The 21651-nt window shown below is 70.2% G+C and carries 21 protein-coding genes; 5 read left to right on the top strand and 16 right to left on the bottom strand.

From position 1 onward, the window contains the following. Positions 1-55: 55 nt before the first annotated feature. Genes RR1_RS11850 through argC form a run of 6 tightly spaced genes read right to left on the bottom strand, consistent with a single transcriptional unit; the run spans position 56 to position 5894 of the window. The gene (locus RR1_RS11850) at positions 56-559 is read right to left on the bottom strand and encodes an arginine repressor (protein ID WP_010836105.1); all 504 of its coding nucleotides are present in this window, start codon (positions 557-559) and stop codon (positions 56-58) included. Then, positions 556-1497, bottom strand: a complete 942-nt coding sequence (gene argF, locus RR1_RS11845; RefSeq protein ID WP_010836106.1) for an ornithine carbamoyltransferase — start codon at positions 1495-1497, stop codon at positions 556-558. Before argF ends, RR1_RS11850 begins: the two co-directional genes overlap by 4 nt. Continuing rightward, a complete protein-coding gene (locus RR1_RS11840) occupies positions 1494-2693 on the bottom strand; it encodes an acetylornithine transaminase (RefSeq protein ID WP_010836107.1) in 1200 nt (399 codons plus the stop codon). Before RR1_RS11840 ends, argF begins: the two co-directional genes overlap by 4 nt. Further along, positions 2690-3589: an acetylglutamate kinase gene (argB, locus tag RR1_RS11835; RefSeq protein ID WP_010836108.1), complete on the bottom strand. Its 900-nt coding sequence runs from the start codon at positions 3587-3589 to the stop codon at positions 2690-2692. Before argB ends, RR1_RS11840 begins: the two co-directional genes overlap by 4 nt. Then, positions 3586-4803, bottom strand: coding sequence for a bifunctional glutamate N-acetyltransferase/amino-acid acetyltransferase ArgJ (gene argJ / locus RR1_RS11830; RefSeq protein ID WP_040771983.1), 1218 nt, complete (start codon positions 4801-4803; stop codon positions 3586-3588). The genes argB and argJ overlap by 4 nt, the downstream gene beginning before the upstream one ends. A gap of 35 nt (positions 4804-4838) precedes the next feature. After that, the gene (gene argC / locus RR1_RS11825) at positions 4839-5894 is read right to left on the bottom strand and encodes an N-acetyl-gamma-glutamyl-phosphate reductase (protein WP_010836110.1); all 1056 of its coding nucleotides are present in this window, start codon (positions 5892-5894) and stop codon (positions 4839-4841) included. A gap of 168 nt (positions 5895-6062) precedes the next feature. Between argC and RR1_RS11820 the strand changes: the two genes are divergently transcribed. Next, positions 6063-7616, top strand: a complete 1554-nt coding sequence (locus RR1_RS11820; protein ID WP_010836111.1) for a sodium-dependent transporter — start codon at positions 6063-6065, stop codon at positions 7614-7616. Then, the gene (locus RR1_RS11815; protein WP_010836112.1) at positions 7613-7723 is read left to right on the top strand and encodes a methionine/alanine import family NSS transporter small subunit; all 111 of its coding nucleotides are present in this window, start codon (positions 7613-7615) and stop codon (positions 7721-7723) included. The genes RR1_RS11820 and RR1_RS11815 overlap by 4 nt, the downstream gene beginning before the upstream one ends. On the opposite strand, the gene RR1_RS11810 is transcribed toward RR1_RS11815, so the two are convergent. The 3 genes from RR1_RS11810 to RR1_RS11800 are packed head-to-tail and all read right to left on the bottom strand — an operon-like array spanning position 7687 to position 10948. Next, complete coding sequence (locus RR1_RS11810) at positions 7687-8703, bottom strand: SDR family oxidoreductase (RefSeq protein WP_010836113.1); 1017 nt, start codon at positions 8701-8703, stop codon at positions 7687-7689. The genes RR1_RS11815 and RR1_RS11810 overlap by 37 nt on opposite strands. Beyond that, positions 8700-9614 (bottom strand): bile acid:sodium symporter family protein, encoded by a 915-nt coding sequence (locus RR1_RS11805; RefSeq protein ID WP_010836114.1) that lies wholly within the window; start codon positions 9612-9614, stop codon positions 8700-8702. The genes RR1_RS11810 and RR1_RS11805 overlap by 4 nt, the downstream gene beginning before the upstream one ends. Further along, complete coding sequence (locus RR1_RS11800; RefSeq protein ID WP_010836115.1) at positions 9611-10948, bottom strand: flavin-containing monooxygenase; 1338 nt, start codon at positions 10946-10948, stop codon at positions 9611-9613. Before RR1_RS11800 ends, RR1_RS11805 begins: the two co-directional genes overlap by 4 nt. Before the next feature lie 58 nt (positions 10949-11006). Between RR1_RS11800 and RR1_RS11795 the strand changes: the two genes are divergently transcribed. Further along, on the top strand, positions 11007-12035 hold the full coding sequence (locus RR1_RS11795; protein ID WP_010836116.1) for an Lrp/AsnC family transcriptional regulator: 1029 nt from the start codon (positions 11007-11009) through the stop codon (positions 12033-12035). Between the two features lie 30 nt (positions 12036-12065). Here RR1_RS11795 and pheT read toward each other — a convergent pair whose 3' ends face one another. From pheT to infC, 6 genes are all read right to left on the bottom strand, one after another. Beyond that, a complete protein-coding gene (gene pheT / locus RR1_RS11790) occupies positions 12066-14552 on the bottom strand; it encodes a phenylalanine--tRNA ligase subunit beta (protein WP_010836117.1) in 2487 nt (828 codons plus the stop codon). Between the two features lie 45 nt (positions 14553-14597). After that, positions 14598-15677 carry a phenylalanine--tRNA ligase subunit alpha gene (gene pheS, locus RR1_RS11785; RefSeq protein WP_010836118.1) on the bottom strand — a complete coding sequence of 360 codons (1080 nt, stop codon included), beginning with the start codon at positions 15675-15677 and terminating at the stop codon, positions 14598-14600. 86 nt (positions 15678-15763) lie between these two features. Continuing rightward, positions 15764-16621, bottom strand: a complete 858-nt coding sequence (locus RR1_RS11780) for a TrmH family RNA methyltransferase (RefSeq protein WP_081634042.1) — start codon at positions 16619-16621, stop codon at positions 15764-15766. Positions 16622-16653: 32 nt separating this feature from the next. Continuing rightward, positions 16654-17043: a 50S ribosomal protein L20 gene (gene rplT / locus RR1_RS11775; protein ID WP_010836119.1), complete on the bottom strand. Its 390-nt coding sequence runs from the start codon at positions 17041-17043 to the stop codon at positions 16654-16656. A 64-nt stretch (positions 17044-17107) separates the two neighbouring features. Further along, positions 17108-17302: a 50S ribosomal protein L35 gene (rpmI, locus tag RR1_RS11770; RefSeq protein WP_010836120.1), complete on the bottom strand. Its 195-nt coding sequence runs from the start codon at positions 17300-17302 to the stop codon at positions 17108-17110. A 50-nt stretch (positions 17303-17352) separates the two neighbouring features. After that, a complete protein-coding gene (gene infC, locus RR1_RS11765; RefSeq protein ID WP_040771988.1) occupies positions 17353-17976 on the bottom strand; it encodes a translation initiation factor IF-3 in 624 nt (207 codons plus the stop codon). A gap of 463 nt (positions 17977-18439) precedes the next feature. Here infC and RR1_RS11760 point away from each other — a divergent pair, with 463 nt between their 5' ends. After that, positions 18440-18844 (top strand): hypothetical protein, encoded by a 405-nt coding sequence (locus RR1_RS11760; RefSeq protein WP_010836122.1) that lies wholly within the window; start codon positions 18440-18442, stop codon positions 18842-18844. A gap of 42 nt (positions 18845-18886) precedes the next feature. Further along, complete coding sequence (locus tag RR1_RS11755; protein WP_010836123.1) at positions 18887-19606, top strand: alpha/beta fold hydrolase; 720 nt, start codon at positions 18887-18889, stop codon at positions 19604-19606. Positions 19607-19609: 3 nt separating this feature from the next. Here the strand turns inward: RR1_RS11755 and htpG are convergent, their stop codons facing one another. After that, entirely contained in the window at positions 19610-21583 is a 1974-nt protein-coding gene (gene htpG / locus RR1_RS11750; protein ID WP_010836124.1) for a molecular chaperone HtpG, read from the bottom strand. Positions 21584-21651 lie beyond the last annotated feature (68 nt).

The raw sequence follows: 21651 nt of genomic DNA, 5'->3' as shown, positions 1-21651 counted from the left end.
TGGGTGGGTGCGCCCGATATCCCCGGTGGCCACCCGCCCCGTGCCGCGGTGTGCGCTACGCGAGTGCCTCGATACGAGCCGCGAGTTCGGCTCCCGTGAGCGGCTCGCGCGCCGCCACGAAGATCGTGTCGTCGCCGGCGATCGTCCCGACGACCTCCGGCAACGACGCACGGTCGAGCGCGCTCGCGAGGTACTGCGCCGCGCCCGGCGGTGTGCGCAGCACGGCGAGCGATCCGCTCGCGTCGGTCGAGACGAGCATCTCGCCCAGCAGGCGCGAGAGCCGGTCCGTCCCGCCCGAGACGCCGCGGACCGGATTGCCGTCCTCGGGGACGACGTAGACCCCGGCGCCGCCGTCCGCGCCCCGCAACTTGACCGCCCCGAGTTCTTCGAGGTCGCGCGAGAGCGTCGCCTGCGTCGCGTCGATCCCTTCCTGCGCGAGCAGACCGGCGAGTTCGGTCTGACTGCGCACGGGATGCGCCGCGAGAAGCGCGACGATCCGCGCCTGGCGGCCCGCCCGCGTCCTCGCGGCCGCACCGCGCACCGCCGACTCGGTGCTCATCGTCGCCCGCTGTCGCGCAGCAGCCACGCGAGCAGCGCCTTCTGCGCGTGCAACCGGTTCTCGGCCTCGTCCCACACCCGGCTCGCGGGGCCGTCCATCACCTGATCGGTGATCTCGTCGCCGCGGTGCGCGGGCAGGCAGTGCAGGACGATCGCGTCGTCGTCGGCGTGGGTGAGCAGCGACTCGTCGATGCGGAACGGCCGGAACGGCGCGACCCGGTCGAGGCCGTCGTCCTCCTGCCCCATCGACGTCCACGTGTCGGTGACGAGCACGTCGGCGCCGGTCGCGGCGGCGATCGGATCCGACGCGAGCGTGATCGACGCACCGGTCCGTTCGGCACGAGCACGCGCGCGGTCGACGATCGCCGGGTTCGGGGTGAATCCCTCGGGCGCGGCGATCGTCACGTCGATGCCCGCGGTCGCGCCGCCGAGCATGAGCGAATGCGCCATGTTGTTCGCGCCGTCGCCCAGGTATGTCAGCCGCAGCCCCTTCAGCTCGCCCTTGTGCTCGCGGATCGTCTGGAGGTCGGCGAGCACCTGGCACGGGTGGTAGTCGTCGGAGAGCGCGTTGACGACGGGGACCGTAGCCGTCTCCGCCATCTGTTCGAGCCGGTCCTGCCCGAAGGTGCGCCATACGATCGCCTCGACGTAGCGCGAGAGCACCCGGCCGGTGTCGGCGAGTGTCTCGTCGCGGCCGAGCTGCGTCGCGCGGCCGTCCACGACGACGGCGTGCCCGCCGAGCTGGGCGATACCCATCTCGAACGAGAAGCGCGTGCGGGTCGAGTTCTTGTCGAAGATCACGCCGACTCCGCGCGGGCCCTCGAGCGGGCGCTCCGCGAACGGCTCGCGCTTGAGCCGCGCCGCGAGGTCCAGCACCTCGGCCTGCTCGGCGGGGGTGAGGTCGTCGTCCTTGAGGAAGTGGCGTACCGGCGAGGTCATGACGTGGTCGCTTTCACCGCAGCGGCTGCGGAGTCGAGGAGGGTGGGCAGAGCGTCGACGAACGTCCGTGCCTGCGCCGAGGTCAGGATCAGCGGCGGCGCGAGCCGCACGACGTCGGGACGCGCGGCGTTGACGAGGAAGCCGGCGTCGCGTGCCGCCGTCTCCACCGCGGGCGCGACGGTGTCGGTCAGCACGATGCCGAGCAGCAGGCCCGCGCCGCGGACGTGATCGACGAGTGGATGGCCCAGGCCTTCGATTCCGGCCACGATCTCCTTGCCGAGCGCGTCGGCGTGCGAGACGAGGTCGAGTTCGGCGACGGTGTCGAGGACGGCGTTCGCCGCGGCGGCGCACACCGGGTTGCCGCCGAACGTCGTGCCGTGCTTGCCGGGTGTGAACGACTCCGCCGCACGGCCCGTCGCGAGGACGGCGCCGATCGGCAGGCCGCCCCCGAGCCCCTTCGCGAGGGTCACGACGTCGGGCACGATGCCCGCGGCCTGATGTGCGTAGAACCAGCCCGTGCGCGCGACGCCCGTCTGGACCTCGTCGAGGATCAGCAACGCGCCGTGGCGCGCGGTGATCTCGCGGGCCGCGACGAGATAGCCCTCGGGCGGGACGACGACGCCGTACTCCCCCATGATCGGTTCGAGCACGAGCGCCGCGGTGTCGTCGTCGATCACGGACTCGAGCGCCTCGACGTCGCCGTACGGGACGTGGACGACGCCGGGCGGCATCGGCTCGAACGGCGCACGCTTGTCGGCCTGGCCGGTGAGCGCGAGCGCGCCCATCGTCCTGCCGTGGAAGGCGTTCTCGGCGGCCACGATCTTCGTCCGGCCGGTGAGCCGCGCGAGCTTGAACGCGGCCTCGTTCGCCTCGGTGCCCGAGTTGCAGAAGAACGCGCGGCCCGGCGTGCCGAGCAGTCCCAGCAGGCGTTCGGCGAGCGTCAGGACCGGTTCGCTCGCATAGAGATTGGAGACGTGACCGAGCGTCGTGAGCTGCCGTGTGACGGCCTCGACGACGGCCGGATGCGCGTGGCCGAGCGAGTTCACGGCGATACCGCCGAGGAGATCGAGGTACTGCTTGCCGTCCGCGTCGGTGACGACGGCACCCTCGCCGCTCACGAGAGCGACGCGGGGAACGCCGTAGTTGTCCATGAGCGAGGCCTGCCACCGCTGCTGGAGCGTGAACGTGTCGGTCATGCGGACCCTCCTGCGTCGACGGGCACGACCATCGTGCCGATCCCTTCCCGGGTGAACACTTCGAGCAGCACCGAGTGCGCGACACGGCCGTCGATGACGTGTGCGGTGGGCACACCGCCGCGCACGGCGCGCAGGCACGCCTCCATCTTCGGGACCATTCCCGAATCGAGACTCGGCAGCAGCGCGGCGAGGCGCCTCGTGTCGATCTGCGACACGAGCGAGGTGCGGTCGGGCCAGTCGGTGTAGAGCCCCTCGACATCGGTGAGGACGACGAGCTTCTGCGCGCCGATCGCCTCCGCGAGTGCCGCCGCGGCGGTGTCGGCGTTGATGTTGTGGACGACGCCGTCGGCGTCCGGCGCGATGGTCGAGACGACGGGGATCCGGCCGGCGGCGATGAGATCCATGACCGACGTCGGATCGACGTGGACGACATCGCCAACGAGCCCGATGTCGGTCTGCTCGCCGTCGACGACGACGGTGCGCCGCGCGGCCGTGAACAGGTGCGCGTCCTCGCCGGAGATCCCGACGGCGTACGGGCCGTGCGCGTTGATCAGCCCGACGAGTTCGCGTCCGACCTGACCGAACAGCACCATCCGGACGACGTCCATCACCTCGGGCGTCGTGACGCGGAAGCCGCCGCGGAACTCGCCCTCGATGCCGAGCCGGGCGAGCATCGACGTGATCTGCGGGCCGCCGCCGTGCACCACGACGGGGTGGATGCCGACCGTCCGCAGGAACGCCATGTCGGCCGCGAACGCGGCCTTGAGTTCGTCGTCGATCATCGCGTTGCCGCCGTACTTGACGACGACGATCTTCCCGCGGAACGCCTGCAGCCACGGCAGTGCCTCGGCGAGGACGTGCGCCTTCTGGTGGACGCTGATTCCCGCCGTCATCATGACGAGTACGCCGAGTTCTCTTCGACGTACGCGTGCGACAGGTCGGTCGTGCGCACGCTCGCCTCGCCGTCGCCGACCGCGAGGTCGACGACGACGGTGATGTCCTCACCGGACAGGTCGACGTCGCGCGCGCCCGGTGCTCCGACGCCGTCGATGCACACGGCGTTGCCGTCGAAGGCGACGGAGATCCGGTCCGGATCGAGCTCGACGGGAGCAGCACCGATCGCCGCGAGGACGCGTCCCCAGTTGGGGTCGGAGCCGAACAGCGCGGTCTTGACGAGGCTGTCGCGGGCGACGGCACGTGCGCCGACGAGGGCCTCGTCTTCCGTCCGCGCGCCGCGCACCGTGATGGTGACGCGCTTGGTGACGCCCTCCGCGTCGGCCATCAGCTGCGCCGCGAGATCGTCGCACACCGCGAGGACGGCGGCGTCGAGCTCGTCCTGCGACGGCGCGACGTTGCTCGCCCCCGACGCGAGCAGCAGCACGGTGTCGTTGGTGGACGTGGCGCCGTCGACGTCGAGCCGGTCGAAGGTGAGCCGCGTGGCGGCGCGCAGGGCGTGATCGAGTTGCTCGGGAGTCGCGGCCGCATCCGTCGTGAGGACGCAGAGCATCGTCGCGAGCGACGGCGCGAGCATCCCCGCGCCCTTCGCCATCCCACCGACGTTCCACTTGCCGACGTGGTGCAGCGCAGCCTGTTTCGGGACGGTGTCGGTCGTCATGATCGCGTGCGCGGCGTCCGTTCCGCCGGAGATCCCGCCCGCGAGTTCGTGCACGATCTCGGTGACGCCGGCGAGGACGGTGTCCATCGGGAGCCGGTCGCCGATGAGTCCGGTCGAGCACACCGCGACCTCGATCGCACCGGTCTCGGTGCCCCAGTTGCTCAGTTCGGCGGCGAGGTGTTCGGCGGTGCGGTGCGCGTCCTGGAAGCCGGGAGCCCCGGTGCACGCGTTGGCCCCGCCCGAGTTGAGGATCACGGCGCGCAGCGACGCGGAGGCCAGCACCTGCTGGGACCACAGCACGGGCGCGGCCTTGACCTTGTTGGTCGTGAAGACGCCCGCGGCGGCGAGTTCGGGGCCCTCGTTGACCACGAGCGCGAGATCGGGGCGTCCCGACGCCTTGATCCCGGCGGCGATTCCCGCGGCCCGGAAGCCGGCGGGACCGGTGACGCCCTGGTTGCGCACGAGCCTGCCGTCGGCATCGGGCGTGGCGTGCAGCGGTGTCGAAGGAGTCGAGGAACTCGGCGGTGTCGTCACGGCGCCACTCCCACTGTCGACAGGCCGGCGGTCTCGGGAAGGCCGAGTGCGAGGTTCATCGACTGCACGGCGCCTCCCGCGGTGCCCTTCGTGAGGTTGTCGATCGCCGCGACCACGACGAGTTCGCCCGCATCGGCGTCGACGGCGACACCGATCTGGACGGCGTTCGAGCCGACGACCGACTTCGTCTGCGGGAAGGTGCCTTCGGGGAGGACGTGCACGAAGGGCTCGTCTCGGTACGCCTTCGTGTACACCGCGTGCGCCTCGCCGGCGTCGACGGTCGTGGGTGCCGAGCAGGTCGCGAGGATGCCCCGCGACATCGGGACGAGCACCGGGGTGAACGAGACGTCGACGTGCCCGCCGGCGACGGCGGAGAGGTTCTGCACGATCTCGGGCGTGTGCCGGTGCAGTCCGCCGACGCCGTACGCCCGTGCCGAGCCGATGACCTCGGAGCCCAGCTGGGCGACCTTGGGGGCCCGGCCGGCGCCCGACGTGCCGCTCACCGCGACGATCCGCACCCGCGGCTCGACGATCCCGGCCTCGACGGCGGGCGCGAACGCGAGCGACGCGGCCGTGGGATAGCAGCCGGGGACGGCGATGCGGGTCGCGCCGCGCAGCGCGTCGCGGGCGCCGGGAAGCTCGGGCAGTCCGTAGGGCCACGAACCCGCGTACTCGCCGCCGTAGAAGCGAGTCCACGCGTCGGCGTCGCGCAGCCGGAAGTCGGCCCCGCAGTCGACGAGCACGACGGAGTCCGGCAGCTCGTTGGCGTAGCGGGCCGAGTTGCCGTGCGGGAGTGCGAGGAACACGACGTCATGCCCCGCCAGCGTCTCGACGGACGTGTCGGCGAGGACGCGGTCGGCGAGCGGGAGCAGGTGCGGATGGTGCGACCCGAGGGTCGTCCCCGCGTTGTCACCGGCGGTGAGTGTCCCGATGGTGAGGGTTCCGTCGAGGAAGAGCGGGTGGCCCAGCAGCAGCCGCAGCACCTCGCCACCGGCATAGCCGCTGGCTCCGGCGACGGCGACCCTGATCGGCGTCGGCGCGTGATCGGTCATGCACCCATTATGCATCACCGTGCAGCACTCTGCATAACCATAAAACGACAGCGGTTTCCGCGACGGATCTCGCCCGTCGCTCCCCCGACAGTCTAGTCGTCTGGAACACTGCCCGACATGCAGCGGTGCCCGGGCGGGCATCGATCACTGTGGTTCCGAAGGAGAACGATGGAGCAGAAACGCGAGATGTGGTCCGGGAGGACCGTGTTCATTCTCGCCGCAATCGGATCCGCCGTCGGGTTGGGCAACATCTGGCGCTTCCCGTACGTCGCGTACGAAGGCGGTGGCGGCGCGTTCGTCGTGCCCTATCTCATCGCGCTGCTCACCGCAGGCCTGACGCTCCTGTTCGTGGACTACGCGATCGGGCACCGCTTCCGGGGCTCCGCGCCGCTGTCGTTCCGGCGCATGAGCCGCCCCGCCGAGGCGATCGGGTGGTGGCAGGTGGGAATCTGCTTCGTCATCGCCGTCTACTACGCCGCGATCATCGCGTGGGCGCTGCGCTACACGCTGTTCTCGATCGGCGAGGAGTGGGGCGACGACCCCGCCGGATTCTTCACGTCGGAGTTCCTGCAACAGGATTCCGACGCGGTCTTCGGCTTCGACTTCGTGCCCGCGATCGCCTGGCCTCTCCTGATCGTGTGGCTCGCGACCATCGTGATCCTCGCGTTCGGTGTGCAGAAGGGCATCGGCGCATCGTCCGTCGTGTTCATCCCCGTACTCGTGGTGTTGTTCGGCGTCTTCGTCGTGCGAGCGTTGTTCCTCGACGGCGCGGCGACCGGCCTGGACGCGTTCTTCACACCCAACTGGTCGGCGCTCACCGACAGCGGCGTGTGGATCGCCGCATACGGGCAGATCTTCTTCTCGCTCTCGGTCGGCTTCGGCATCATGATCACCTACGCGTCGTACCTCAAGCGGCGAACGAACCTCACCGGCTCCGGGCTCGTGGTCGGCTTCTCCAACAGCAGCTTCGAGGTCCTCGCCGGCATCGGCGTGTTCGCGGTCCTCGGCTACATGGCGCAGATCAGCGGCGTCGCGGTCGACGAGGTCGTCGAGAGCGGGATCGGCCTCGCGTTCATCGCCTTCCCGACGATCATCTCCGAGATTCCCGGCGGCCCGTTCCTGGGCGTTCTGTTCTTCCTCTCGCTCGTGCTCGCCGGCTTCACCTCGCTCATCTCGATCGTGCAGGTCATCGTCGCGGCCGTGCAGGAGAAGACCGGCCTCGGGCGCGTTCCGTCGGTGCTGATCGTCGGGGGCATCACCGCCGTCACCTCGCTCGCACTGTTCCCCACCACGACGGGCCTCAACACGCTCGACGTCGTCGACAACTTCGCCAACAACATCGGCATCGTCACCGTTGCGCTCGTGACGCTCGTGACCATCACGTGGGTGCTGCGGCAGCTGCCCGATCTGGAAGCGCACCTCGACGCGGTGTCGTCGTTCAAGGTCGGCTTGTTGTGGCGCTTCTTCGCGGGCGTCCTCACGCCCGCCGTTCTCACGTGGATGCTCATCGACCAGGTCGTCCAGCGTGTGCAGGACGGCTACGGCGGGCTTCCCGATTCGCTCGTCAACGGCTTCGGCTGGGGAGTGCAGATCGCGATCGTCGTCGTCGCGATCGTCGTGTCGCGGCTGCCCTGGCCCCGTGACACCGACACCACCCCGCCACCGCTGCTCCCCGAGCCGGTCGGCGCCGAACCCACCGGTACCGAAGGAGGCTCGCGATGAGCACGAGTGCGATCGTCATGATGGTGATCACGGTGGCCCTGCTGTGGGGCGGGCTCGTGGCCAGCATCGTTCACCTGCGGCGCAATCCCGATCCCGACGAGGACTGAGCCGACTCGCCTCGCCGCGCGGCGAGATAGGCCTCGAACGCCTCCCTCGAGGTGTACCGAGGCACGTAGCCGAACACGTTCACGAGTCGATCGTTCGCCAGCACGGGCCGGTAGCGCAGAAATCCGACGCGCTCCGGCCCGTGTTCGGTGAGACCGAGCGATCGCCCCACGCGCAGCGCGGCCGCCAGCGCCCACGCCGGCACGGTGAGCGTCTTCGTTCCCGTGAGTTCGGCGATGTCGCGCACCGTCACGACGCCCTCGCCCGCGACGTTGAAGATCCCCGTGCGGTCACCCGTGACGGCGCGCGCGAACACCTCGGCCACGTCGGTGTCCCACACGAACACGAACGGGCTGTCGCATCCCGAGATCTCGAGAATCCGCGGCCCCTCGAAGAGCGCCGTGATCTGGTTGCGCACGGTCTCCCCGAGGATGGTGCCGATCCGGAAGACGACCTGTTCCAGCTGCGGATCGCGGTCGCGATGCTCGGCCAGCATCTCCTCGACGAGCCGCTTGTGGCGGCTGTAGGAGAACTCGTCGTTGCCACGCAGCGGCGCGCACTCGGTGATCCGATCGGGATTGTCGGAGTGGTACCCGTAGGCCGCGCCCGACGACGACACGACGATGCGCCGGACGCCGTGGGCGAGGCACGCGTCGAGGACGGCCCGCGTCCCGCGCACGTCGACGTCGTACTCCTGCTCGGCGGTGGTCGTCGCGCCGGGATTCACGATCGACGCGAGGTGCACGACGACCTCGGGGCGGTGCGTCGCGAACACCTCGTCGAGGCGTCCGCGATCACGGACGTCACCGATCTCGGTGACGTCCGGCCCGGGTGCGTCCGGGCGCGGCTCGCCGAGGTCGAGACCGATCACGGGCACCCCGCGTGCCCGCAGCGCCGCTGTGACGGCGCGCCCCAGAAATCCGTTGCTGCCCGTCACGAGTGTCCTCGGCATCTGCGTGCCGCCGTCCCGGAGCGTGCTCATGCCGCCGCCTTTCGTCGGGCGGGCCGGCGCGACCACACCGTGGCCAGCACCAGTCCTGCGATGATGTCCCAGATTCCCCACCAGCCGGCGACGACGGCCATGCCGCCGAGGCCGTCGAAGAATGTGAACACGAGGCCGAGGCCGAGCCCTGCATTGCGGATGCCGACCTCGAACGACACCGCGCGTCTGCTGTACTCGGGCAGTCCGGTCGCCCAGCCGCACAGGTAGCCCAGCCCGAGCGCGATCGTGTCGTGGAGGAAGACCGCGACGAGCACCACCCCGACGTAGGCCGCGAAGTACGACGCATTTCCCGCGAGGGCGGCTGCGATGAAGGCCAGAAGCGCCACGAGGGAGCCGTTCTTGACCCACGGCTGGACGCGTGCCGCGACGGCCGGGAACCGGCTCGCGAGCCAGATGCCGACGACGAACGGGACGCCGATGATGAGAGCGATCTCGGTGATCATGCTCGCCGCGTCGAGATCGACACTCCGCAGCAGTGCGCGCGTGTCGGGATGCAGGCCACCCCAGAACGCGAGGTTGACCGGCATGAGGAAGATCGCGAGCACGTTCGAGACCGCCGTCATCGACACCGACAGTGCGACGTCTCCCCCGGCGCGGTGAGTGAGCACGTTGGAGATGTTCCCCGGCGGGCAGCACGCGACGAGGATCATGCCGAGCGCGATCGACGGCGCGGGATCGAGCGCGAGGGTGAGCACGAACGTCACCGCGGGCAGCAACAGGAACTGGGCGGCGACACCGACCGCCATGGCCTTGGGCTTCGTGAGCGCACGGCGGAAGTCGGCGACCGTCGTGTCGAGCGCGATGCCGAGCATGATCGCGGCGAGGACGATGTTGAGCGCGACGAGCGAGCCCGGCGTGAAGTTCAGTGTCACCGAGTCGATGTCGCTCATGTCCGCGCCCCGTCCGGCACGGGGAGCACGGCATCGCCTGCGAGCCGCTCCGACCAGTCCCGCACCGCGCTCCGGTACGCGTCCTTGTTGACGTAGTACGCCATCCGCCGCAGCCGCAGGTAGCGGTAGCCGCCCGAGAGGTCCGGCGGCGGGCCGTGGACGGCGGCCTCCCAGCGGGCGGCGGCCTCGGGGTCGTTCTTTCGCGCCGCCAGGACGCGGGCGACGAGTTCGGCCTGCTCCGCCCGCCCCTGCCAGCCGAGCCCGGACGCCTCGACCATGCCGAGGACGAACAGCGAATCGTGCACGCGCGAGGCGATGTTGAGGAACAACTCGGGTGCGTCGCCACTCCATCCCAGGTCGGCGGGATCGAGGAAGGGATAGTCCAGCCGGTAGCCCGTCGCGAGGACGACGATGTCGTACGCCGCGCGCTCGCCACCGGCGAAGGCCACGTGGTCGCCGTCGAACCGGTCGATGTCGCCGCGCACGCGGATGTCGCCGTGCCCGAGGTGATGCAGGATCAGCGAGTTGACGATGGGATGCGATTCGTAGATGCGGTGATCGGGCTTCGGGAAGCCGAACCGCACCGGATCTCCCGTGAACTGCCGGAGCAGGAGGGCGTCGACACGCTGTTTGATCCACGGCGGCATCGGCTTTCCCTGATTCAGGGTGTCCGACGGCCGCCCGAACAGGTACTTCGGGACGAACCAGTAGCCGCGCCGCACACTGATGTCGACCGCGTCCGCATGGTGGACGGCGTCGACGGCGATATCGCATCCGCTGTTGCCGGCTCCGACGACGAGAACGCGCTTGCCGCGGAAGATCTCGGGATCGCGGTACTCCGCCGTGTGCATCACCCGCCCGGCGAACTCGCCCGGGAAGCCGGGACGGTGCGGTGTGGCGAGGGTGCCGTTCGCCGCGACGACGCCCCTGTACCGCGCGGTCCGCTCGCCCGCGTCGCTGCGCGTCGTGACGTCCCAGCCGCCCGCCACACGGCGGGCACGCTCGACGCTCGTCCCGAAACGGAAGTCCTCGCGGAGGCCGAAGGCGTCGGCGTAGTCGCGGAAGTACTCGCGCAGCGCGACGTGGCTCGGATAGTCGGCGACGTCACCCGCCATCGGGAACTCGTCGAACTGGGTCGTCGTCTTCGACGAGATCAGATGGGCCGAGCGGTACACGGTGCTGCGGGGATTGCCGATGTCCCACAGCCCGCCGACGTCGCTGTGCGACTCGAATCCGTCGAAGGCGATGCCGTGCCGCTGCAGGGCCCGCGCGGCGGCGAGTCCCGACGGCCCCGCGCCGACGAGCGCGTACCTGTCCTCGGTGCGTCGTTGCATGGAGGGCAGCGTCGCAGATGGTGTGAACAGAGCCGTTCGAATGCAGGATAATTCCACTGTGGCGAGACAAGATACGGAGAACTCACCTCAGATCGATGAAATCGACCTGAGGATAATCAATGCGCTCCAGTGGGAACCGCGCTCCACCTGGCTCGCGCTCGCACGGGCACTCGGCCTCGACGCCGCGACCGTCGCGCGGCGCTGGGCCCGGCTCACCGAGGAACGGCTCGCCTGGGTGACCATCACGCCGGGACCGCGCGTGCTCGATCTGATCTCGACGGCACTGCTCGAGGTGGACTGCGCACCGTCACTGCACGCTGCCGTCGCCGACCGGCTGTGCTCGTTGCCGCATGCCGCGACCGTCGAGACACTCTCGTCCCGGGCGAGCGTTCTCGCGACCGTGGGCGCGCCGTCCTACGCCGCGCTGGTCCGGATCGTCGACGAGGTCCGCGCGATCGAAGGTGTCCACGCCGTGCGGACCGGCGTCGTGACGGAGTGGTTCGCGCAGGGCGGCGACTGGCGGTTGGACGCACTGGCGCCGGACGAACGCGATCGCACACGGGCACCGGCACGCCCCCGGCAGCAGCCCGTGCCGGCGCTCACCGACGAGGACCGGCAGGTCCTCGCGATCCTCGCCCGCGACGGCCGGACCCCGATGCGCGCGCTCGCGGCGTCGGTGGGCGCGGCCCCGCAGGTCCTCGCACGACGGCTCGACCGGCTGCTGTCGTCCGATCTGATCGGAATGCGATGCGAATTCGCCCGTCCGGCAGCGGGTTTCCCCATCCTTGCGACGCTGTGGTGCCGCGTCCCCGCGGTCGACGTCGCCGCCGCGGGCAGGCACGCCGCGCGGCTGCCCGAAGTGCGCACGTGCGTCGCCGTCGTCGGTGCCGACGATCTCGTCGTGCAACTGTGGCTGCACGCCCCGTCCGCACTCGCCGACGTCGAGACGCGGCTCCACTCCGAGCATCCGGCACTCACCGTCACCGACCGTGCCGTCGACCTCCGGCTGCACAAGCTCTTCGGAAGCCTGCTCGACGACGGCGGCAGACGCACCGGCACGATCGCACCGGACGTCTGGGCGCCCTGACGTCCGGCCGCGCACCGAGAAGGTCAGGTGTCAGGCGCGCAGCGCGGCTCCCACCGCATCCGCGGCCGCGGCGACGGCGGTGTCGCGCGCGGCACTCGCCTCGTCCTCGGTGAGCGTGCGGTCGGACGCACGGAAGCGCAGTGCGAACGCGAGCGACTTGTTGCCCTCGCCGACCTGCTCACCCTCGAAGACGTCGAACAGCCGCACGTCCTCGAGCAGCTCACCGCCACCGGCCACGAGCGCCTCACGCACCGACTCCGCGGGGACGTCGCCCGCGACGACGAGCGCGACGTCCTGATGCACCGCCGGGAAGGGCGACACGACGGGCGCCGGCAGGCGCTCGCCCAGCGGAAGCGCGTCCAGGTCGATCTCGAAGGCACACGTCCGCGGCGGCAGTCCCGCCCGTTCGAGCACCGCGGGATGCAGCTCTCCCGCATGCCCGACCAGCGTGTCCCCGCAGTACACGGCGGCGCCGCGACCCGGATGGAAAGGCACGTACTCCGTGGCGCGCAACGACAGTTCCACACCGGCGGCGTCCGCGACGACGCCGACAGCCGCGAACGCGTCCGCTGCCTCTGCCGCCCGTCCCGGACCCCACGGACCGGCGGGCTCACGCAGCCCGGTCAGGACACCCGCGACGTGCACGGGCTGGTCCGGTAGCGACCGCACGAGTTCGGCGATCTCGTCGTCGGTCGGGCGACGATCGACGGGCAGCGCGGGGACGGCGCGCGTCGCGTCGCCCGGCAGCACGACCTCGGCGATCCCGTACAGCGACAGATCCCGCTGACCGCGAGAGACGTTGCGCGCGAGCACGTCCAGCAGTCCCGGCAGCAACGTCGTCGGCAGATCGGGACGATCCGCCTCGAGCGGATTGAGCACCGACGTCGTGCGGCGGCGCGGATCGTCGGCGGCGAGACCCCACACGTCGAAGACGTCGGCGGGCAGGAAGACGGGCGGCAGCACCTCGACGTACCCGTCGTACGCGAGGGCGAGACCGACCGTGCGCTTGCGGCGCTGCGACGGCGTGTACCCGCGGCCTGCGGGCGCCTGCGGCAACACCGAGGGGATGTCCTCGAGGCCTTCGAGCCGCAGCACCTCTTCCACGAGATCCGCGGGCTGCGTCAGATCGGGACGCCACGACGGCGGTGTGGCCGACAGCTGGCCGTGGCCGGTCTCGCTCACCGCGACGTCGACAGCGGCGCCGATCTGGGTCAGCCGCCGTGCCGCCGTCCCGTTCGGGTACTCGACGCCCGCGACCCGATCGGGAAGATCGATGTCCATGAAGATCGGTTCGCGGACCGGGACCTCGCCGATGTCCGTGAGGACGGGCGAGACGGTGCCGCCCGCGATCTCTGCGAGCAGCGCGGCCGCGCGATCGAGAGCGTGCGCCGGGAGCGCCGGATCGACCGAGCGCTCGTACCGCTTGGACGCCTCGCTGCCCAGCTTGTGCCGGCGCACCGTCCGGAAGACCGCCACCGGATCCCATACCGCGGCCTCAAGCAGGACGTCGGTCGTCTCGGTGGACACCTCGGTGCTCGCACCGCCCATGACGCCCGCGAGCGACACCGCGCCCGTCTCGTCGGCGATGACGACGTCCTCGGGATCGAGCGCCCGATCGGCGTCGTCGAGTGTGGTGAGCCTTTCGCCCTCCGCCGCGCGGCGCACGACGAGCTGTCCGCGCAGCGCCGCGGCGTCGAACGCGTGGAGCGGCTGGCCGAGTTCGAGCATCACGTAGTTGGTGACGTCGACGGCGGGCGAGATGGGGCGCACTCCCGACAGCAGCAGACGTCGTTGCATCCACCACGGCGTCACGGCCGTCGCGTCGATACCGGTGACGCGGCGCATCGCGAAGCGGGTGCACAGCGCATCGGCCCGGACGTCGACGTCCCACGCCTCGCCCTCGGCGGGCAGCGCCGGGGCGAGCGCGGGGTCGGCGTACTCGAGGTCGAAACCGTTCGCGAGTTCGCGCGTGAGCCCACGCACCGAGAAGCAGTAGCCGCGGTCCGGGGTGATGTTCAGCTCGACGACGGTGTCGTCGAAGCCGAGCAGTTCCACAGCATCGGCACCGGGCGCAGCCGTTCCCGGCGCGAGCACCATGATTCCCGAATGATCGTTGCCGAGGCCGAGTTCCGACGCCGAGCAGATCATGCCGTCGGACACCCGGCCGTAGGTCTTGCGTGCCGCGATGGCGAAACCACCGGGAAGGACCGCGCCGGGCAGCGCCGTGACGACGAGGTCGCCCTCGGCGAAATTGCGCGCACCACAGACGATCCCCTGCGGCTCGGCGGCACCGACGTCGACGAGGCAGTACCGGATCGGCTTCTTGAACTCGGTGAGTTCCTCGATGCTCGCGACGCGCCCGACCACCAGCGGGCCCTGCACGGCCTCGAGCCGGTCGACCTCCTCGACCTCGAGTCCGACCCTCACGAAGCCCGCATCGAGTTCGTCGGCGGTGACCTGCCACCCGGGGGTCGCGCGCTGCAGGATCTCGGTCAGCCAGGATTGCGCTACTCGCACGTCTGCTCAGCTTTCTCGTTCGTCGTCTCGAAGATCTGGGGTCGGTCAGCCGGTGACGCCGAACGGCAGCGAGAACCGCACGTCGCCCTCGACGATGTCGCGCATGTCCGACAACCCGTTGCGGAACTGGAGCGTGCGCTCGAGTCCCATACCGAACGCGAATCCCGAGTACTCCTCCGGGTCGACGCCGCACGCGACGAGCACCCGCGGATTCACCATGCCGCAGCCGCCCCACTCGACCCAGCCGGCGCCGCCCTTCTTGCGGGGGAACCAGACGTCGACCTCGGCCGAGGGCTCGGTGAACGGGAAGTAGTTGGGCCGCATGCGGGTTCGCGTCTCGGGACCGAACAGCGCCCGCGCGAACGCGTCGAGCGTCCCGCGCAGATGCGCGAGCGTCAGCCCCTTGTCGATCGCGAGCCCCTCGACCTGGGAGAACACGGGAGTGTGCGTCGCGTCGAGTTCGTCGGTGCGGAACGTCCGGCCCGGGCACACGACGTAGATCGGCGGCGTCCGGGTCAGCATCGTGCGCACCTGCACGGGCGAGGTGTGGGTCCGCAGCACCTGACGGGAGCCCTCGGGCGCGATGTGGAAGGTGTCCTGCATCGTCCGCGCCGGGTGATCCGGCAGGAAGTTCAGTGCGTCGAAGTTGAAGTGCTCCGTCTCGACCTCGGGCCCTTCGGCGACCTCCCAGCCCATGCCGACGAAGACGTCGGTCACCTGCTCGGCGATGAGCGTCACGGGGTGGCGGGCGCCGGCGGGACGACGCCGTGCGGGCAGCGTGACGTCGATCGACTCGGCGACGAGGACCGCGGCGTCGCGCTCGGCGAGCAGTACCTCGCGCCGCTCGTCGTAGGCGTCCGCGACCGCGGTGCGGGCGACGTTCACGCGCTTGCCGGCGTCCGCCTTCTCGCTCTTCGGCAGCGAGCCGAGCGCGCGCCGAGCGAGCGCGACCGGCGACTTATCGCCCATGTGCGCCGTCTTCGCGTGTGCGAGCTCGTCGAGCGTCGCCGCCGCAGCGAACGCCTGCTCGGCGTCGGCGACGGCCGCCGTGAGCACCGCCTCGGTCGGTGCGACCTCGGTGGCGCCGGTCGCCTCGTCGGGCGTGGTTGCCTCGTTGTCGGCCACGTTCGGTGCACTCCTCACTCGTTGTCGCCTCACTCGACCCTCGCGCGGCGGGACGGTCGTGCGACGGCGGGTTCGGGTAGTCCATGCTATCGAGCGTGGCCGCGATCCCGGCCACGGGGACTGCCTGCGCTCGGTGGTCGGCGAGGGGGCATCGTGCGCGCCTGTACCCGCGCCGACTGATACAGACAGATCGACGCCGCCGTCGCGAGATTGAGGCTCTCGGCGCGCCCCCGGATCGGGATCGTCACGGCGTGATCGGCCTCCCGCGCGACCTCGGCGGCGAGCCCGTGGGCCTCGCTGCCGAACAGCCACGCGGTGGGGCGCGCGAGCAACTCGTCGGCCTCGTCCAGATCGACGTCGCCGTCGACCGTCGTCGCGAGAACCTGGACTCCCGCATCGCGCAGCGCGTGCACCGCGGCGAGCGGGTCCCGCTCCCGCACGATCGGCACGTGGAAGAGGCTTCCCGCCGACGCGCGGACCACCTTGCCGTTGTGAGGATCGACGGCGTCGCCGGCGAACACGACGCCGTCACCACCCATCGCGTCGGTGACCCGCACGAGGGTTCCGGCGTTGCCGGGCTCACCGATCTCCACCGGAACCGCGAGCAATCGCGGCGTCGCCGCCAGTACGTCGGCCAGCGCGGCGTCGAGAACCTCCGCGACGGCGACGATGCCCGGCGGCGTCACGGTGTCGCTCAGGCCCCGGATCGCGCGATCGGTCACCGGCGCGACGCGGCCACCGGACGCGTCCGCACGCGCGAGGAGCGTCCCGTAGCGGGACGCGGCGCTCTCGGTGTGGAAGACGTCGTGCAGCACCACTCCGGCGTCGAGCGCCGCGGACACCGCGTTCTCGCCCTCCACGAGAAAACGCCCCGTCTTGCGGCGCTCGGCGCCGCGACGGAGCTTGACAGCAGAAACGACCCGCGGCGTGCGCTCGGTGAGCACAGCGTCCGCGGGCCGCTTCGACGGCGTGTGACTCAGGCCGCTTCTCCGGACGGAGCGTTGACGTCCGCCGGCAGTGCGGACTTCGCGACCGCGACGAGCGCGGTGAACGCCGCTGCGTCGGTGACGGCGATGTCGGCGAGGTTCTTGCGGTCGACCTCGACACCCGCGAGACGCAGGCCCTGGATCAGGCGGTTGTACGTGATGTCGTTCGCGCGCGCCGCTGCGTTGATACGCGTGATCCACAGCTTGCGGAAGTCGCCCTTGCGAGCGCGACGGTCACGGTAGGCGTACGTGAGCGAGTGGAGCTGCTGCTCCTTCGCCTTGCGGTACAGGCGCGACCGCTGTCCGCGGTAGCCCTTCGATGCCTCGAGAGTCGAACGGCGCTTCTTCTGGGCGTTGACCGCCCTCTTTACGCGTGCCACTGGAGAAATCCTGTCAATCTAGTCGGACCGAACGCGAGGTCCGATCGGTGGTCGGAAGGGGTCGTCAGATGTCGAGCAGGCGCTTGATGCGGGGAACGTCGGCCTTGGCGACCTCGGTCTTGCCGTCGAGGCGACGGGTGACCTTGCTGGCCTTGTGCTCGAGCAGGTGGCGGCGACCGGCCTTCTGGCGCAGGATCTTTCCGCTACCGGACACCTTGAAACGCTTCGCGGTGCCGCTGTGGGTCTTCGACTTGGGCATGGGGTCCTCGGTTTCCTGTCTACGTTCGTGGCGAACTTCTGTGCCGGCGCTCACGCACTCCCGGATGCCTGCTGGTTCGCGGCATCCGGCTGCGCCTGCGGCGACTGCGTTCGCTTGGCTGCCGCTGCTGCGACACCCTCTTGCGCCTTGGCGCGGGTCTTCTGGCCCCGGTGAGGCGCCAGGACCATGGTCATGTTGCGACCGTCCTGCTTGGGATTGGTCTCGATGTAGCCGAGATCGGCCACATCGGCACCCAGCCGCTGGAGCAGGCGGAAGCCGAGTTCCGGGCGCGACTGCTCACGTCCGCGGAACATGATGGTGACCTTCACCTTGGAACCCGCCTCGAGGAACCGCATCACGTGACCCTTCTTGGTCTCGTAATCGTGGTCGTCGATCTTGGGCCGGAGCTTCTGCTCCTTGATGACGGTCTGTTGCTGGTTGCGGCGCGATTCGCGCGCCTTCTGCGCTGCCTCGTACTTGAACTTGCCGTAGTCCATGATCTTGGCGACCGGCGGACGGGCATCGGGCGCGACCTCGACGAGATCGAGATCGGCCTCGGTGGCCAAGCGGAGTGCATCTTCAACTCGCACGATGCCGACCTGTTCGCCTCCGGGGCCCACGAGGCGAACCTCGGGAACTCGGATGCGTTCGTTGATGCGGGTCTCAGCGCTGATGGGGCCTCCTCGGTAATGCGGCGCTCGGTGACCGCTGGTTTGCGGAACTCGAGCACCGTGGGTTGCGGTACTCGTGACCGCAGGCAGCCCGTACGTCCGATCTCGGCATCCGCGAACTCGCGCCTCTCGCGCCGTCTGCTCACGAGAAAGGCCCCGCTGCGGATGTTCCGCGTGCGGGGCCCGATGCCGACCGATCCGAAGCCGCCGGCGAGAACTCGTCGAAGACCACGCCCCGCATTCCGGCTGACCGGGACGGGGAACCCGATCGGAACGTGACCGCTCCGGGCGGGCGACCGGACCGTGACGCCGCTGTGATGCCGCGTACGGTGGGAGTCGGACTCCACTTGCTGCCTCCGGACATGCCGGAGGCGGTCGTGGTGACAACGGTACCACCGCCGCGCAGGAGGATGCCAATTCCGCACCCGCGCGCCACCGCGCGACTCCGCGATGGGATTCTGTCCCCATGAGCGAGAACACGCACTCCTTCGGCGACCCCGAAGGTCACGCCCCCGCGGCGCCGCTGCCCGGCGAGATCGGCGGGACCGACGACGTCCGCGACCTCGCCGAGGTCCCCGCGGTCGAGGTCATCAGCCGCGCGGCGGTCATGCTCATGAGTTCCGCTGCCGAGAAACTCAGCCTCTCCCACGACGATCCGTACTCGAGCCCGCACTTCGACCTCGACGAGGCACGGCGCATCATCACCGCGCTCGCCGGGCTCATCACGTCGTCGATCGAATGGCTCGGACCGCACGCGGGCCCGATGCGCGAGGGGTTGCAGGCGCTCCAGCGCGCCTTCCGCGAGTCGTCCGCACATCCGGACGAGCCCGGCCAGGGCCCGGGCGAGAAGTACACCGGCCCCGTCTACTGAGCTTCGACCCCGACTGTCGGTGAGCTGCGGCACACTCGTGCCATGACACGACAGCGACACTACGTTCTGGTTCCCGGTTTCTGGCTCGGCGCGTGGGCATGGGACGACATGCTCGGTCTGCTCACCAGTTCGCCGGCCGCGGTCGCGACGGCACTGACCCTTCCCGGCCTCGAGCCGACGGCCACCGCGGAGGAGCGCGCCGCCGTGACGCTCGACGACCACATCGACGCCGTCGTGAACGCCGTGCTCGCGGTTCCGCCCGGTGAGGAGACCGTCCTCGTCGCCCACAGCGGAGGCGGACCGCTCGCGTACGCCGCGAGCGATCGGGTCCCCACCGCGATCTCGCGCATCGTCTACGTCGACACCGGGCCGATCCAGGACGGCGCGACGCTGCGACCCGACGTGGATCCCGACATCGGCGAGTTGCCGCTACCGACGTGGGCCGATCTCGAAGCGGACGGCAACAGTCTCGACGGCCTCGACGGCGAGCGGCTCGCCACGTTCGCCGAACGCGCCGTCCCGCAACCGGCGGGCCCGGCACGTACTCCGTACCGGCTCACCGATCCCCGGCGGCTGACCGTCCCCACGACCCTCGTCTGCACGAGCTTCAGCGCCGCGCAATTGCCGGAATGGGCAGCAGAAGGATTCGGCCCTGCGGTGGAGGCCGGCGCACTCCAGAATGTCGAGTACGTCGACCTCCCCACGGGTCACTGGCCGATGTGGTCGCGCAGCGACGACCTCGCGGCCGTCATCACGACGTGACGGTCACGAACCGACGGTGACGGCCCGGGTCAGCGCACCGGCGAGCCGCTTCGCGAACTCCGCCGGATCCTCGGGTTCGCCGCCCTCGGCGATGACCGCCATCCCGTACAGCAGATGCACCGTGTCGGCGAGCGTGTCGTCGTCGGGACGCTCACCGTGCGCCGCCCGCAGGCCCGCCACGAGCGGGTGATCGGGGTTGACCTCGAGGGTTCGCTTGCTCGCCGGCACCTGCTGTCCCGACGCCCGGTACAGCCGTTCGAGCGCCGGCGTCATACTGAAGGCGTCTCCGACGAGGACCGCGGGCGACGACGTGAGCCGCGTGGACACCTTCACGTCCCGCACCGTCTCGCCCAGCACACCCCGCGCCCACGTGAGGAAGTCCTCGAAGGACTTGTTCCGCTCGTCGCGCTCGGACTTCGCCTCGTCGCTGTCGGCGTCGTCCAGATCGAGCTCACCCTTGGCGATCGAGCGGAAGCTCTTGCCGTCGAACTCCGGAACGCCGTCGACCCACATCTCGTCGACGGGATCGGTGAGCAGGAGCACCTCGAGCCCCTTGGCGGTGAACGCCTCCATGTGCGGCGACGCCTCGAGCTGGCGACGGGACTCGCCCGTGACGTAGTAGATGGTGTCCTGACCCGGCTTCATGCGCTCGACGTACTGCGCGAGCGTCGTGGGCTCCTCCCCCGCCGTCGACTCGAACGACGAGACCGCGAGGATCGCGTCGCGGTTGTCGGTGTCCGACACGAGCCCTTCCTTGAGGGCGCGGCCGAACTGGGTCCAGAACGTCCGGTACTTCTCGGGCTCGTCGCGCTGCATCGTCTTGACGGTCGCGAGCACCTTCTTGGTGAGGCGGCGGCGGATCGCACCGATCTGCCGGTCCTGCTGCAGGATCTCGCGCGAGACGTTCAGCGAGAGGTCCGCGGCGTCGACGACGCCCTTGACGAAACGCAGGTAGCTCGGGACCAGCTCCTCGCAGTCGTCCATGATGAACACACGGCGCACGTAGAGCGAGACGCCGGTGCGGCCGCCCTGCATGAACAGATCGAACGGCGCGACCGACGGAATGAACAGCAGCGCCTGGTACTCGAACGTGCCCTCCGCCTTCATCGGCACGATCTCGAGCGGCTCGTCCCACGCGTGGGAGACGTGGCGGTAGAAGTCGCGGTACTCCTCGTCGGTGACCTCGTCCCGCGGGCGCGTCCACAGCGCCTTCATCGAGTTGAGGGTCTCCGCCTCGAGCGTCGTCTCCTCGGTCGCGTCGTCGCCCTCGCCGACGGTCCTGGTCCGCTCGACCTGCATCCGGATCGGCCACGCGATGAAGTCGGAGTAGCGGCCCACGACGTCGCGGAGAACCCGCTCGTCGGTGTAGTCGCGGAGCTCGTCGTCGGCGGCCGGCTTCAGGGAGAGCGTGACGGACGTGCCCTGCGGAGCGCCGTCGATCTCCTCGATCGTGTAGGTGTCCTCGCCGCTCGACTCCCAGCGCGTCGCGGTCTGCTCGCCCGCCTTGCGGGTGACGAGGGTGACGGTCTCGGCAACCATGAAGCTCGAGTAGAAGCCGATGCCGAACTGGCCGATCAGCTCCTCGGCGGCCGCGCTGGTCTCCGCGTTCTTCGCTGCGGCGAGTGCCGAACGCATCTGCGCTGTACCGGATTTCGCGAGCGTGCCGATGAGGTCGACGACCTCGTCACGGCTCATGCCGATGCCGTTGTCGCGCACGGTGAGCGTGCGCGCCGCCGCGTCGACCTCGAGTTCGACGTGCAGATCCGACGTGTCGACGTCGAGATCCTTGTCGCGGAACGCCTCGAGTTTGAGCTTGTCGAGTGCGTCCGACGCATTGGATACCAACTCACGCAGGAAGGTGTCCTTGTTCGAGTAGATCGAATGGATCATCAGATCCAGCAGTTGCCGTGTCTCCGCCTGGAACTCGCGCTGTTGGGGACCGCCGTGACTCTGGGTGGTCTGGGAATCCGTGCTCATCGCTCCCGATCTCCGTATGGAACTCGTCTGTGGAACTGGTCTCTGCCCGCCGCCGGTCGACCCCGGTG

This window comes from Rhodococcus rhodnii NBRC 100604, assembly GCF_001894925.1.
Taxonomy (GTDB): domain Bacteria; phylum Actinomycetota; class Actinomycetes; order Mycobacteriales; family Mycobacteriaceae; genus Rhodococcus_F; species Rhodococcus_F rhodnii.
The sequence above is the reverse complement of the archived record's forward strand: the minus strand, read 5'-3'. Positions and strand labels throughout refer to the sequence as shown.

Bases quoted from the DNA above. Each gene is read 5' to 3' on its own strand.
- argB (WP_010836108.1), bottom strand. From the start codon at position 3,589: ATGATGACGGCGGGAATCAGCGTCCACCAGAAGGCGCACGTCCTCGCC.
- RR1_RS11755 (WP_010836123.1), top strand. From the start codon at position 18,887: ATGACACGACAGCGACACTACGTTCTGGTTCCCGGTTTCTGGCTCGGC.
- htpG (WP_010836124.1), bottom strand. From the start codon at position 21,583: ATGAGCACGGATTCCCAGACCACCCAGAGTCACGGCGGTCCCCAACAG.
- RR1_RS11850 (WP_010836105.1), bottom strand. From the start codon at position 559: ATGAGCACCGAGTCGGCGGTGCGCGGTGCGGCCGCGAGGACGCGGGCG.
- RR1_RS11840 (WP_010836107.1), bottom strand. From the start codon at position 2,693: ATGACCGACACGTTCACGCTCCAGCAGCGGTGGCAGGCCTCGCTCATG.
- RR1_RS11820 (WP_010836111.1), top strand. From the start codon at position 6,063: ATGGAGCAGAAACGCGAGATGTGGTCCGGGAGGACCGTGTTCATTCTC.
- RR1_RS11810 (WP_010836113.1), bottom strand. From the start codon at position 8,703: ATGAGCACGCTCCGGGACGGCGGCACGCAGATGCCGAGGACACTCGTG.
- RR1_RS11800 (WP_010836115.1), bottom strand. From the start codon at position 10,948: ATGCAACGACGCACCGAGGACAGGTACGCGCTCGTCGGCGCGGGGCCG.
- argC (WP_010836110.1), bottom strand. From the start codon at position 5,894: ATGACCGATCACGCGCCGACGCCGATCAGGGTCGCCGTCGCCGGAGCC.
- RR1_RS11815 (WP_010836112.1), top strand. From the start codon at position 7,613: ATGAGCACGAGTGCGATCGTCATGATGGTGATCACGGTGGCCCTGCTG.
- argF (WP_010836106.1), bottom strand. From the start codon at position 1,497: ATGACCTCGCCGGTACGCCACTTCCTCAAGGACGACGACCTCACCCCC.
- RR1_RS11805 (WP_010836114.1), bottom strand. From the start codon at position 9,614: ATGAGCGACATCGACTCGGTGACACTGAACTTCACGCCGGGCTCGCTC.
- rpmI (WP_010836120.1), bottom strand. From the start codon at position 17,302: ATGCCCAAGTCGAAGACCCACAGCGGCACCGCGAAGCGTTTCAAGGTG.
- RR1_RS11760 (WP_010836122.1), top strand. From the start codon at position 18,440: ATGAGCGAGAACACGCACTCCTTCGGCGACCCCGAAGGTCACGCCCCC.